The sequence below is a fragment of the Mesorhizobium sp. WSM4820 genome (genome assembly GCF_055811075.1).
Genome location: NZ_JBVVQN010000006.1, coordinates 93802 through 106326 on the forward strand (window position 1 = coordinate 93802; position 12525 = coordinate 106326).

The window sequence follows — 12525 nt, forward strand, 5'->3', positions numbered from 1 at the left end:
TCCACCACCCCGGCGCCCCCCCCTCCCTCTCAAACCCCCCCCGGGCGGGGGGCCCCCCCCCCTCCCCCCCGCCCGCCGTTGTGGGGGCGGCCGCCCTGACCTGAAGCGATTGCCCTGCTGGACCGAATTCGGCCGGCGCCTGGCGTAGCAAAAGTCGATTCCGATTTTCGGGGTCATGCGCTACGGTCGCGCCAAAGCATCGGGCCCAAAAGTGGAAACCGGTTTTGGGAAAACCCGATGCTCAAACATAAAAGCTGGATGTGAGCGGCGGAACGGGTCGACTAGTCCGCCGCTCGCATCCAGCATCCGAGGAGAGGCCATGATGTTCCAGACCTTTGATTCCGCAGGCGACCCCGCCGTCGGCAAGCCGCGTGTGGCGTTGCTGCGTCAATGGCTGGCCGCCAACGGGCTGGATGGCTTCATCGTGCCTCGTGCAGACGAGCATCAGGGCGAATATGTCGCCGACCGCTCGGCGCGGCTGAAATGGCTGACCGGCTTCAGCGGCTCGGCCGGCGTCGCCATCGTGCTCGGCGACCGTGCCATCATGTTCGTCGACGGCCGCTACACGCTGCAGGTGCGCCACGAGGTCGATCTCGACATCTTTTCGATCGAAAGCCTGGTCGACAATCCGCCCGCCACCTGGATCAAGGACAATCTCGGCAAGGGCGTGCGGCTTGGCTTCGATCCGTGGCTGCAGACGATCGGCGACGTGAAAGCGCTGAAAGCGTCGGCCGAAAAATCGGGAGCGACATTGGTGCCGCTCGAGAGGAATCCGATCGACGCCATTTGGGAGAACCAGCCCGAACCGCCGCTGGCGCCGGTCGAGCTTCATCCTATCGGCTTTGCCGGCGAATTGGCCAAGGACAAGCTGGCGCGGCTGGCCGAGTCGATCGGCAAGGATGGCGCCACCCATGCCGTGCTGACCGACCCGTCCTCCATCGCCTGGGCCTTCGACATCCGCGGCGGCGATGTGCCGCACACGCCGCTGGCGCTCGGCTTCGCCGTGCTCGCCGCCGATCGATCGCACCTGCTTTTCATGGATCAGCGCAAGTTTTCACGCACCGTCGCGGCCTATCTGACGCAGCTCGCCGAATTGCACGAACCCGGTGAATTCGAAGCTGCGATCGCGGGATTGGCCAAGGGCGGCGCGAAGATCGCGCTGGATCCGGTGCTGGCGGCGGAGAAGCTCAGGATGCTGGTCGAGGACAATGGCGGCACCGTCATCACCGCGCCAGACCCTGCCCGCATTCCACGCGCGACGAAAAACCAGGCCGAAATCAACGGCGCCCGCGCCGCGCATCGCCGCGATGGCGCCGCCGTTGCCAACCTGCTTTGCTGGCTCGACCGCCAGGAACCCGGCAAGCTCGACGAGATCGCGGTCGTCACCAAGCTTGAGGAGTGCCGCCGCAGCACCGGCGAGGAAACGCAAATGCCGCTGCGCGACGTGTCCTTCGATACCATCGCCGGCGCCGGCCCGAACGGCGCCATCATGCACTACCGCGTTTCCCGCGCCACCAGCCGAAAGCTCCAGTCTGGCGAACTGTTCCTGCTCGATTCGGGCGGGCAGTATCAGGACGGCACCACCGACATCACCCGCACCGTACCGATCGGCACACCGACCGAGGAAATGCGCGAACGCTTCACGCTGGTGCTGAAGGGCATGATCGGCATTTCCATGCTGCGCTTTCCCCCGGGCACGCGCGGCTCCGAGATCGACGCCGTGGCGCGCCTTGCCCTGTGGAAACACGGTTGCGATTTCGCCCATGGCACCGGCCACGGCGTCGGCTCCTATCTGGCCGTGCACGAGGGCCCGCAACGCATCGCCAGGACCGGCACCGAAAAGCTGCTGGCGGGCATGATCGTCTCCAACGAACCGGGCTACTACAAGGAGGGTTCTTACGGCATCCGCATCGAGAATCTCATCCTGGTAACGCCGGCCGAGCCGATAGAGGGCGGCGACATCGCCATGCACGGCTTCGAGACGCTGACGCTGGCGCCGATCGAAACCAGGCTGGTGCGGTCGGACCTTTTGACGCGCGACGAGTTGCATTGGCTCGACACATACCACGCCCGCGTGCTGGCCGAGATCGGACCGATGCTCGACGGCGAGGCGCTGGCCTGGCTGGAAAAGGCAACCGCACCACTGCCGCACGACCAGAAGATTTGATTTTTCGGAAAGGCGGTGGGTCAGCTATCGACGCGGGATGCCGGTCTGCAGGGAATGGCCTGCAGCCTTATCGCTGCCTTCTAACGCCTCAGCCCGGGTCGCCGACGGATTTTGCAGCGAAACCCGTTGAAGACACATGGCGGGTGCAGGATGACGGTCGTGTCGGCAGAAGGTCTGGCGTGGTGGAACGAGAAGGCAGAGCGTGGGCGAAACCGACGAGCGGCTGCTGGCGCTGATCGCTCAGAACAATGCGGCTGCGGTGGAAGCCATGGTCGAGCGCAAGCTGCCGCGGCTGATCCGTCTCGCCACGCGAATGCTGGGCGACCGCGGCGAGGCCGAGGATGTCGCGCAGGAGACGTTCTTGCGCATCTGGCGGGCGGCTCCGGGCTGGCGCGCCGGCGAGGCGAAGTTCGACACCTGGCTGCATCGCGTCGCACTCAATCTCTGCTACGACCGGCTGCGCAGGCGGCGGGAGACGCCGGTGGCGGAACTTCCCGATCGCCCCGACCAACGCCCGGGCGTGGAAGCGGATATGCTCGCGGCCGACGATCAGCACCAGGTGCGGCGCGCGCTGGCCGAGCTGCCGGAGCGCCAGCGCGAGGCGATCGTGCTGCAGTATTATCAGGAGCTTTCGAACAGCGATGCGGCAGAGGTCATGGGGATCAGCATCGAGGCATTGGAAAGCCTGTTGTCGCGGGCGCGGCGGCAGCTGCGCTCCAGGCTCGGACGAGACAGGGACGAAATGACATGACTCCAGATAGGTTTTCCGAGCTCGTTGCCGCCTATGGCGGGTCGCCGCAGCGCTGGCCTGAAAACGAGCGCGCGGCAGCGCTGGACTTCATCGCCGCCAATCCGGCTCAAGCCGAAGCCGCACTTGCACCGGCGGTGGAGCTCGACGATCTGCTGTCGCGCCATCGCGTCGCAGCTCCGGACGACGCGCTCGCGCGAAGGATCATCGCCACGGCGCCGTCTGCGCTTTGGCGCCGCACCCAACTCGTCTGGCGGTGTGCCGGATTGGCCGGCATCGGACTGGCGGGCGCGCTGGCCGGGGCGCTGACAGTCGCCGTGCTGCTGCCGCCCAACAGCGCCCCTGACGATGGCGACACCTATGCGCTGACCGCATTCGGCGACATGCAGGGGGACGTGCAATGAGCGAACGCAGCATCAGGATCCTGCTTGCCGTCTCGCTGGCACTGAACGTTTTCGTGCTCGGCGCCGCCGCCGGCGCTGGCTATATATGGCAGGCGCAGCAGGGGCAGCGCGACAGGGCGGGCGACCAGCGCGGCCTGCGCTTCGCCGCGGCCGGCCTGTCGCCCGACCAGCGCAAGGCGTTCCGCCAGGCGCTCGCAGAGGCGCGGCGCCAGTCGGCTGCCGACATCGAAGCGGCTCGGGTCGGCCGCGAGGCGGTGGCGCGCCTGATCGAGGCTGAGCCGATCGACGCAGCGGCGGTCAATGAGACGCTCGCCTCGGTCCGGCAAGCCGATATGGCGCTGCGCGGCCGGCTCGAACAGGCAATCGTGACCTTCGCGACGGGACTGACGCCAGCCGACAGGGCGCGACTTGTCGACGGCCTGCGCGGCCGCAGCAACATGCTGCGCCGAGCGGGCGAAAAATAGAGCTGGAAACAGCGACGGATTCCAGTCGCTGCCGCGTTGAAGCCTCCAAAAGCAATGCTGACGGAGGCACCATTGGCAAGTCCGAGCGATGTCGCGGTTGCGCTCAACCGCTTCGGCCTGGGCGCCCGGCCCGACGACGAGGCGCCGGCCGACCCGAAATCCTGGCTGATAGCGCAGTTCGAAAGCTACGACGCAAACCCGGCGGTCTTTTCCGGCGCGCAGGACTCGGCCACACTCGGCGCCGGCTATGCCGAAGCGATGCTCGAGGCCAAAGACGCCGACGCCGCCGCAAAGATGGCCGCCCGCAAGGCGGCGCGCCAGGAGGCTCAAGCGCTTTATCGCGACGAGGTCGACATGCGAGCACGCGCAGCGCTCGAAACACCGACCCCCTTCGTCGAACGGCTCGTGCATTTCTGGTCGAACCATTTCGCCATCTCGGCGGAGAAACCGCAGGTGACCCTGATCGCCGGCGCCTTCGAGCGCGAGGCGATCCGCCCACATGTGCTCGGCCGCTTCGAAGATATGCTGCTCGCCGCCGAGCGCCACCCGGCGATGCTGTTCTATCTCGACCAGGTGCGCTCGATCGGTCCCAACTCGAAACTTGCCAAACGCGCCGCAAAACGCAACGCCAAGCGCAAACCCGGCATCAACGAGAACCTGGCCCGCGAAATCATGGAACTGCACACACTCGGTGCACGCTCCGGCTACAGCCAGGCCGACGTGACCGAATTAGCACTGGCGCTGACCGGTTTCAGCACCGGACGCGCTAAAGGGCGAGGCCAGGCCGGCGCTTTCACCTTTCGACCCGGGCTGCACGAACCGGGCCAACGCACGATCATCGGCCAGACCTACGACCAGCGCGGCGACAAACAGGCGCTCGCCGTGCTCGGCGACCTCGCGGCGGCCGAGGCAACCGCAACGCACATCGCAACCAAGCTGGCGCGCCACTTCATCGCCGACGAACCGCCGGCCGCGGTCGTGACGCGGCTCGCCGAAGCCTTTCGCCGGTCAAAGGGCGATCTCGTCGCGGTCTACCGCGCGCTCCTCGACAGTCCAGAAGCCTGGCAACCAGCAGCGGCGAAGTTCAAGACGCCGTGGGAATGGACGATCTCGGCGCTGCGCGGCCTGGGCCGCAGCGAACTCGGCAAGCCGCGTCTGGCGCAACTGCTCAACCAACTCGGCCAACCGGCATGGCGGCCGCGTTCGCCGGCCGGCTATGACGATGTTGCCGGGAGCTGGGCAGCACCCGACGCACTGGTCCGCCGGGTCGAGGTGGCGCAGCGCCTCGCCGCGCAGGTTGGTGATATCGATCCGCGAGATCTCGCGCGAAAACTCTTTGCCGGCTCACTCGGCGACCTGACGATGGCCGAGATCGAGCGCGCCGAGAGCCGGCGCACCGGCATCGCGCTGCTGCTCGTGTCGCCCGAATTCCAACGAAGATGACTTTCAGCGAAGATGATTTCCAGAGGAGATGACAAGATGGAACGCCGTCAATTCCTTACTCTCGCCGGCGCCGGCCTCGGCTCGATGCTGATCGCGCCGCGCATCGTCTTCGCCAATGTGGAAACCGATCGCCGCTTCGTTTTCATCATCCAGCGCGGCGCCGCGGACGGGCTGGACACCATCGTTCCCTATGCCGACCCCGCCTACCGCGCACTGCGCGGCCCATTGGTTATCGACGATCCGATAAAGCTTGACGGCACGTTTGGCCTGCATCCTTCGCTCACCGGTCTCCGCAAGCTGCATCAGGACAAGCAGGCGCTGTTCGTCCACGCGGTCGCTTCGCCCTATCGCGAGCGCTCGCATTTCGATGGTCAAAATGTGCTCGAAAGCGGCGGCAGCTCGCCCTATGAGCGCAAGGACGGTTGGCTGAACCGGCTGGTCGGCATGCTGCCGAAGTCTCGCGGCGAAGCAATCGCTTTTGCACCGACCATCCCGCTGGCGCTTCGAGGCGAGGCAGACGTCACCTCCTATGCGCCGTCCGCCCTGCCGGAGGCGCCGGACGACCTGATGATGCGCGTCGGCAAGCTCTATGACGCCGACGAACAGCTGCATGCGCTGTGGAGCAGCGCGATGGAGACACGGGCGTTGGGCGCGGTGAACGCGCAGCGCAAGGACGCAGCGAGCGTCGGCCGCACCGCCGCGGGCTTCCTCGCCAAGGCCGGCGGACCGCGCGTTGCCATGATCGAAACCAGCGGCTGGGACACCCATAGCGGCCAGCAAGCCAGGCTGGCCAACCAGCTCAGAGCGCTCGACGCGCTCATCGATGGGTTGCACGTTGGCCTCAGCGATGTCTGGAAGGATACGACCGTGCTGGTCGCCACCGAGTTCGGCCGCACTGTCGCCGTCAACGGCACTGGCGGCACCGACCACGGTACGGCATCGGCTGCGATGATCGCTGGCGGAGCGGTGAATGGCGGGCGGGTGCTGGCCGATTGGCCGGGACTGTCTGCCGGTGCGCTCTACCAAGGACGCGACCTCGCCCCGACGCTCGACCTCGACGCGCTGATTGCGGTGACATCAGCCGAAACGTTTGGTCTCGATCCGCAAGAGACGATGCGCAGGCTCTTTGCAGGAAGTCGATTCGATCCCGCGATCTCCAACATCGTGCGCAAGTAAGACTGGCGTACTCAGCCGGTCCGGTTACCCGACGAACTGCCGGGCCAGCACCAGCACGACGGCGCCGGCCAAAAACATCGCCATCAGCCCGCCGCGCAGCGAGACCAGCCCGGCAACGATCAAAGCCGCCCATTCCGCCGGCCCGCCGCCAAGTGCTGCCGGCGCCACCAGCGTCGTCAGCACCGCCGCCGGCACGGCGTTCAGCCCCGCCTCGACGCGCGGATGGATGTTTTCGAAGCGCGAGATCACCAGATGGCCGCCGATGCGGGTCAGATAGGTCGCGATCGCACCGGCGATGATGATCCACAAGGTTGTGCTCATGGCCGCGCCTCCACGCCGCTGTGGCGCGGCGGCAGGATGACCGCGAGCAGCACGCCGGCCACGGCGCCAATCGAGACGTGCCAGGGCGAGCCCACCGTCTTGTAGGCTATGATGGAGGCAGCAGCACTGGCGACGACCACCGGCAGCCACAGTGGCCGTTTGCGAAAGCCCATAACCAGTCCGAGAAAATAGATCGGCAGCAGAAAATCGATGCCCAGCGCATGGGTATCGGGAATAAGCCTGCCGAATACCGCGCCAAGCGCGCTTTCGGTCACCCAGAACACATAGACCGGCAGGCCAAGCCCCATATACCAGGCGAAGCCGACCGTCTCGCCAGCCTCCGCCTTGCGCTCGGCCACGGCGAACTGCGGATCGGTGAGCAGGAAATAGCCGACTGCCTGCTGCACCGGCGGCCAGTGCGCGATGCGCCGGCCGATGCCCGCGGAATAAAGCACATGGCGGAAATTCACGGCGAAGATCGACAGCACGATCAGCCATGGCGCGACATGCTGCCCGAACAATTCGATGCCGACCATCTGGCTGGCGCCGCCAAAAACCATGGCGCTCATCAGCAAGGCTTCAAGCACCGAAAATCCGTTGTCGACGGCGAGCGCCCCGAACAGCAGTCCAAACGGCGCCGCCGCCACCACGACGGGCATGCTGAGCCGCACGCCTTGCCAGAAATCGCTTTTTGCGCGGTTTTCGGAGATTGCTTCCGCCGACATCAGCCACTCCTTAGAGCGCCGCTCGTCCTTTTGGACGAGCAAAGGACGCTCTAACACTTTGAATCCACGCGTCGGGCCATCCGAAAATCAATCCCGATTTTCGGGCCGATGCGGGGAGAAAGATCGTATGTAGGGAGCGCGGTCAGCCTTGTCACACCAATTCGCTTGAGCCGACGATCAGCGGAAATGATCCCTCGACGCAGGTTCCAGGCGTGCGCGTTTCGGCCAGTGCTCAGTCCACCGGGACCTTGGCTTCGATCGCCCTGCCCCAGTCGAGCAGCGGCTTGGCCCGCAAGGCGAAATCGACCAGCTCGTCGACCAGCGCCGGCCCGTGGATTCCCGCAGGGTCGATTTCGTGCCGGACGGCGAAATGCCGGTTGCGGATGGCCGCCGCGAGATCGGCCGCCGTGACATGCTCGAAGCCGCGTGGCGCGCGCTTCATGCAGCCTTCCGCATCGAGTCCGAGGCGGTTTTGCTTCAGCGCCTCGATCAGCGCCCGGAATTCACCCGGCCGCGTCGCGATGGCGTTGCGCATTGCCAGCAGCAGCGCCGGTCCGGGCTGCCACCAGGCGACGCCGGCAAAGCAGCGCTCAAGCCCGATATGGACGAAGAACACGCCCTGTTCCATCTTGGTGCCGTCAGGCGAGAGGATTGCCGACAGATGCCGGTTGTAGGGTCGCTTGTCCCTGGCGAAGCGCACGTCGCGATTGATCCGGAACAGCGACTTCTTGCGGTCGCCGCGCAAGCCCAGCCCTGCCGCTGCGAAGCGCTCGGAGAGCGTTTCGACCAGATCGCCGAAGGGGTCGCGCAGCTCGCTTTCGAAGAGGTCGCGGTTTTCCAGAAACCACTCCCGGCTCTGGTGAAAATCGAGCGCCTTAAGGAAGGGAATTGCCTTTTGGCCGAAACCGGTGAACGCGCCTTCCGTCACGCCTTGCCGATCCGCGCCAACCAAGCGTCTTCGTCGATCACTTCGATGCCGAGCTCGGTGGCGAGCTTGAGCTTGGAGCCGGCACCTGGTCCGGCAACGACGAGATCGGTCTTCTTCGACACCGAGCCGGCGACCTTGGCGCCGAGCTTTTCGGCCATCGCCTTGGCCTCGTCGCGCGACATCTTTTCCAGCGCGCCGGTGAAGACCACCGTCTTGCCGGAGACCGGCGACGACACGCCACCGACCGGCTCCTCGTCGAGCACAGTTACTTCCGCCAGCAATGCATCGAGCGCCTGCCGGTTATGATCTTCAGCGAAGAAATCGACCACTGCTTCGGCAACGATCGAGCCGATGCCGTTGATGCCGTTCAGTTCCTGCCAGGCAGCGTTGCCAGGGTCGCCCTTGCCGGCCGGCATGACGGCGTTCTGCCCGGCTTCGCGGAAGGCGGCAAAGGATAGGAAATGGCGGGCCAGCCGCTTGGCGTTGGTCTCGCCGATGTGGCGGATGCCGAGCGCATAGAGGAAGCGCGAGAACTCGACCTGCCGCCGATCGTCGATTGCCGCGAACAGCTTGCGTACCGAGGTCGCGCCGAAACCGTCAACGTTCTCGAGCTTGGTCAGCGATGCTGCCTGCCGCTTCTTCAGCGTGAAAATGTCGGCCGGCGAATAGATGCGTAGTGACGGATCCTCGGCGTGGAAGAAGAACTCGATCTGCTTCTCACCGAGCCCCTCGATATCGAAAGCACCCCGAGAGACGAAATGGCGCAGACGCTCCACCGCCTGCGCGGGGCAGATCAATCCGCCGGTGCAGCGCCTGACTGCTTCCCCCTCCTCGCGCACGGCGTGGCTGCCGCAGGCCGGGCAAAGCACTGGGAAAGCATATGGCACACTGTCGGGCGGCCGCTTTTCCATGACCACGTCGATGACCTGCGGAATGACATCGCCAGCACGCTGGATGCTCACCGTGTCGCCGATGCGAATGTCGCGGCCTTCGCGGATCGGCTGGCCGTTGTTGCCGATGCCCTTGATGTAGTCCTCATTGTGCAGTGTCGCGTTGGTCACCACGACGCCGCCGACCGTTACCGGCACCAGCCGCGCCACTGGGGTCAGCGCGCCGGTGCGGCCGACCTGGATGTCGATGCCGGTCAGGATCGTCGTCGCCTTCTCGGCCGGGAATTTGTGCGCGATCGCCCAGCGCGGCGAACGCGAGACGAAGCCCAGCCGCTGCTGCAGCTCAAGGCTGTTCACCTTGTAGACGACACCGTCGATGTCGTAGCCGAGCGTCGCCCGGTTGGATTCGATCAGCCGGTATTGCTCGAGCAGTCCCACGACGCTGTCGAACAGCTTCATCAGCGGATTGACCCTGAAGCCAAAGCGCTCGAACGCCGCCACCATGCCCATCTGCGTGTCGGCGGGCATGGCGCTCACCTCACCCCAGGTATAGGCGAAAAACCGCAGCGGCCGGCTGGCTGTTATCGAGGTGTCGAGTTGGCGCAAGGAGCCTGCCGCCGAGTTGCGCGGATTGGCAAAAACCTGCTTTCCGGCCTCGGCATTGCGGCGATTGAGCTCGGCAAAGTCGGTGAGGCGCATATAGACCTCGCCCCGCACTTCCAGCACATCGGGAAAATCGCCTGAGAGCACGTTGGGAATCTCGGCGATGGTGCGTGCGTTGGCCGTCACATCCTCGCCGACCTGGCCATTGCCACGCGTTGCCGCCGTCACCAGACGTCCGGCCTCGTAGCGCAGCGACAGCGACAGGCCGTCGATCTTCGGCTCGGCAGTCATCGCCAGCGGCGCGTCGGCGCCGAGCCTGAGGAAACGGCGGATGCGGCCGACGAAATCGATCACGTCCGCATCGGCGAAAGCGTTGTCGAGGGACAGCATCGGAATGGCATGGACGATCTTGCGGAATTTCTCCGACACCGCCGCGCCGACTTTGCGTGACGGCGAATCCTCGCGCACAAGGGCAGGAAACCGCTGCTCGATGGCAAGGTTGCGCCGCCGCAGCGCATCGTAGGCCGCGTCCGAAATCGTCGGCGCGTCCTCGGTGTGGTAACGCTGGTCGTGGGCGGCGATTTCCTCGGCCAACCGCTTCAGCTCGCTGGCTGCTTCACTTTCGCTGAGCGAATCGACTGGTTTTTCGGGCATGCACGGCTCCTCGACGCTGACCCGGAACGATTTCCTGGGCCATGCGCGAAATCAAATTGCTACAGCGTCCTTGCGCGTTCGAAGGACGCGCGGCGCGCCACAATAGATCAGGATTTTGAGAAAATCATTGCTGAACAGCAGGATGGAGCCACATCCTGACTCGATCCACAACGCCGAGCATGAGCTCCGCTAATGCATGTCGCGCAAAAGCATGCCCTCGGGCTTGAACCGAGCGTGCGCAGCGGTTTTGCGATAACGACATGCATAAAAACAAGAACCTAAAGCGCGTCGCATGAATCCGTTCAAATGCGACGCGCTTTAGGCCGCGGTGTTTTCGCGAAGCAGCCGCTCGGCGGCCGCACGCGCCTCGTCGGTGATGGTCGCCCCGGCAAGCATCCGCGCGATCTCTTCCTGGCGCGCCGCCCGGTCCATCTCGGCGATGCCGGTGGCGACGCGATCGGCGCCGCCGGATTTGGAGATCAGGAAATGCGTCGCCGCGCGTGCCGCCACTTGCGGCGCGTGCGTGACCGACAGCACCTGCACGCGCTTCGACAGCCGCGCCAGCCTTTGCCCAATGGCGTCAGCCACCGCGCCGCCAACGCCGGTGTCGATTTCATCGAACACCAACGTCGGCGCCGAGCCGCGGTCGGCCAGCGCCACCTTCAGCGCCAGCAGGAACCGCGAAAGTTCGCCTCCGGAGGCGACTTTCATCATCGGGCCCGGTCTTGTGCCGGGATTGGTGCGCACCCAGAACTCGACCTGATCGATGCCGTCTTCCATGCGGCTCTCGGCCTCGCTTGTCATTTCGACGATGAAGGCTGCCCGTTCGAGCTTCAGCGCCGGCAGTTCGGCCATCACCGCCTTGGTCAATCCGACCGCCGCCGCATGGCGAAGCGACGAAAGCTGGGCAGCGGAAATGTCATAGGTCTCGCGCGCGGCGCCGGCCTGCTTCTGCAGCCCGTGCAGGCGCTCCTCGCCGGCGTCGAGATCGGCGAGGTCGGCGGCCATCGTATCGCGCAATTGCGCCAGGTCGTCGACCGCCACACTGTGCTTGCGTGAGGCGGCGCGCAGCGAAAACAGCCGCTCCTCGGCCTGTTCCAGCCGCCGCGGATCGTATTCGGTGGCGCGAAGTGCAGCTTCCACGCCCGATTGCGCTGCGTCGAGCGACAGCATCGCCTCATCGAGCGATTTGACCACGTCGTCGAGCAGGCCGGGCGCCTCCGTCACCTTGCGCTGCAGCCGCCGCAACAGGCTGGCGAGTTGCGGCAGGGGCGAAGACGGGCCTGACAGCACATCTTGCGCATCGTGGATTTCCAAGGCGATCTTTTCCGCCCGCATCATCGAGGCGCGCAACTCGGCAAGGTCGGCTTCCTCGCCTGGCTGGGGGTCGAGCTTCGTCAATTCGGCGACCGCGGCGCGCAGATAGTCGGCTTCGCGGGCCGCCGCTTCCACCTTGGCGCGATGCCGCGAAAGTTCCTGTTCGCAGGCCCGCCAGTACCGCCATGCCTCGCCGGTCGCCCGCACAGCGCCGAGATGACCGCCAAAACTGTCGAGCAATTCGCGATGGGCGCCGGGATCGACCAGGGCACGTTCGTCATGCTGGCCGTGGATCTCGACCAGCGCGTGACCGACATCGCGCATCAGTGTCACGCTGGAAGGCTGGTCGTTGACGAAGACGCGGGTACGGCCATCCGCCGTCTGCACGCGGCGCAGGATGATGTCGCCATCGTCCTCGATAGCGTTGTCGGCAAGCAGCATGCGGGCAGGATGGTTGCGCGGCACGTCGAACACGGCGATGACCTGGCCCTGTGCCGCGCCATGCCGCACCAGCGAGGCGTCACCGCGGGCGCCAAGCGCCAGCGACAGCGCGTCGAGCAGGATGGATTTTCCAGCACCGGTTTCGCCGGTCAGCACCGAAAGACCGGACGAGAAGTCGATGTCCAGCTTCTCGATCAGAACGATATCGCGGATCGACAGTCTGGAAAGCATGGTGACGCGCCGC

The 12525-nt window shown here is 65.6% G+C and carries 11 protein-coding genes; 6 read left to right on the top strand and 5 right to left on the bottom strand.

The window, feature by feature from the left end; all coding sequences use genetic code 11:
* Positions 1–319 precede the first annotated feature (319 nt).
* From AC0L2R_RS12050 to AC0L2R_RS12075, 6 genes are all read left to right on the top strand, one after another.
* Positions 320–2167 (top strand): aminopeptidase P family protein, encoded by a 1848-nt coding sequence (locus tag AC0L2R_RS12050; protein ID WP_473509104.1) that lies wholly within the window; start codon positions 320–322, stop codon positions 2165–2167.
* A gap of 202 nt (positions 2168–2369) precedes the next feature.
* Positions 2370–2918 (top strand): RNA polymerase sigma factor, encoded by a 549-nt coding sequence (locus AC0L2R_RS12055; protein ID WP_473509106.1) that lies wholly within the window; start codon positions 2370–2372, stop codon positions 2916–2918.
* Entirely contained in the window at positions 2915–3319 is a 405-nt protein-coding gene (locus AC0L2R_RS12060; protein WP_473509108.1) for a hypothetical protein, read from the top strand. The genes AC0L2R_RS12055 and AC0L2R_RS12060 overlap by 4 nt, the downstream gene beginning before the upstream one ends.
* Positions 3316–3783: a periplasmic heavy metal sensor gene (locus AC0L2R_RS12065; protein WP_091594172.1), complete on the top strand. Its 468-nt coding sequence runs from the start codon at positions 3316–3318 to the stop codon at positions 3781–3783. The genes AC0L2R_RS12060 and AC0L2R_RS12065 overlap by 4 nt, the downstream gene beginning before the upstream one ends.
* 72 nt (positions 3784–3855) lie before the next feature.
* Complete coding sequence (locus AC0L2R_RS12070; RefSeq protein WP_473509110.1) at positions 3856–5226, top strand: DUF1800 domain-containing protein; 1371 nt, start codon at positions 3856–3858, stop codon at positions 5224–5226.
* Between the two features lie 36 nt (positions 5227–5262).
* Entirely contained in the window at positions 5263–6402 is a 1140-nt protein-coding gene (locus tag AC0L2R_RS12075; protein ID WP_473509112.1) for a DUF1501 domain-containing protein, read from the top strand.
* 24 nt (positions 6403–6426) lie between these two features.
* Here AC0L2R_RS12075 and AC0L2R_RS12080 read toward each other — a convergent pair whose 3' ends face one another.
* From AC0L2R_RS12080 to recN, 5 genes are all read right to left on the bottom strand, one after another.
* Positions 6427–6723 (bottom strand): AzlD family protein, encoded by a 297-nt coding sequence (locus AC0L2R_RS12080; protein WP_091594168.1) that lies wholly within the window; start codon positions 6721–6723, stop codon positions 6427–6429.
* Positions 6720–7448 carry an AzlC family ABC transporter permease gene (locus tag AC0L2R_RS12085; RefSeq protein ID WP_128167158.1) on the bottom strand — a complete coding sequence of 243 codons (729 nt, stop codon included), beginning with the start codon at positions 7446–7448 and terminating at the stop codon, positions 6720–6722. The genes AC0L2R_RS12080 and AC0L2R_RS12085 overlap by 4 nt, the downstream gene beginning before the upstream one ends.
* A 232-nt stretch (positions 7449–7680) precedes the next feature.
* Positions 7681–8376 carry a DUF2461 domain-containing protein gene (locus tag AC0L2R_RS12090; RefSeq protein ID WP_473509114.1) on the bottom strand — a complete coding sequence of 232 codons (696 nt, stop codon included), beginning with the start codon at positions 8374–8376 and terminating at the stop codon, positions 7681–7683.
* Positions 8373–10523 (bottom strand): NAD-dependent DNA ligase LigA, encoded by a 2151-nt coding sequence (gene ligA / locus AC0L2R_RS12095; RefSeq protein WP_473509116.1) that lies wholly within the window; start codon positions 10521–10523, stop codon positions 8373–8375. The genes AC0L2R_RS12090 and ligA overlap by 4 nt, the downstream gene beginning before the upstream one ends.
* 318 nt (positions 10524–10841) lie before the next feature.
* A complete protein-coding gene (gene recN / locus AC0L2R_RS12100) occupies positions 10842–12512 on the bottom strand; it encodes a DNA repair protein RecN (RefSeq protein WP_473509118.1) in 1671 nt (556 codons plus the stop codon).
* Between the last annotated feature and the right edge of the window lie 13 nt (positions 12513–12525).

Bases quoted from the DNA above. Each gene is read 5' to 3' on its own strand.
- AC0L2R_RS12060 (WP_473509108.1), top strand. From the start codon at position 2,915: ATGACTCCAGATAGGTTTTCCGAGCTCGTTGCCGCCTATGGCGGGTCG.
- AC0L2R_RS12075 (WP_473509112.1), top strand. From the start codon at position 5,263: ATGGAACGCCGTCAATTCCTTACTCTCGCCGGCGCCGGCCTCGGCTCG.
- AC0L2R_RS12085 (WP_128167158.1), bottom strand. From the start codon at position 7,448: ATGTCGGCGGAAGCAATCTCCGAAAACCGCGCAAAAAGCGATTTCTGG.
- AC0L2R_RS12080 (WP_091594168.1), bottom strand. From the start codon at position 6,723: ATGAGCACAACCTTGTGGATCATCATCGCCGGTGCGATCGCGACCTAT.
- recN (WP_473509118.1), bottom strand. From the start codon at position 12,512: ATGCTTTCCAGACTGTCGATCCGCGATATCGTTCTGATCGAGAAGCTG.
- AC0L2R_RS12050 (WP_473509104.1), top strand. From the start codon at position 320: ATGATGTTCCAGACCTTTGATTCCGCAGGCGACCCCGCCGTCGGCAAG.
- AC0L2R_RS12065 (WP_091594172.1), top strand. From the start codon at position 3,316: ATGAGCGAACGCAGCATCAGGATCCTGCTTGCCGTCTCGCTGGCACTG.
- ligA (WP_473509116.1), bottom strand. From the start codon at position 10,523: ATGCCCGAAAAACCAGTCGATTCGCTCAGCGAAAGTGAAGCAGCCAGC.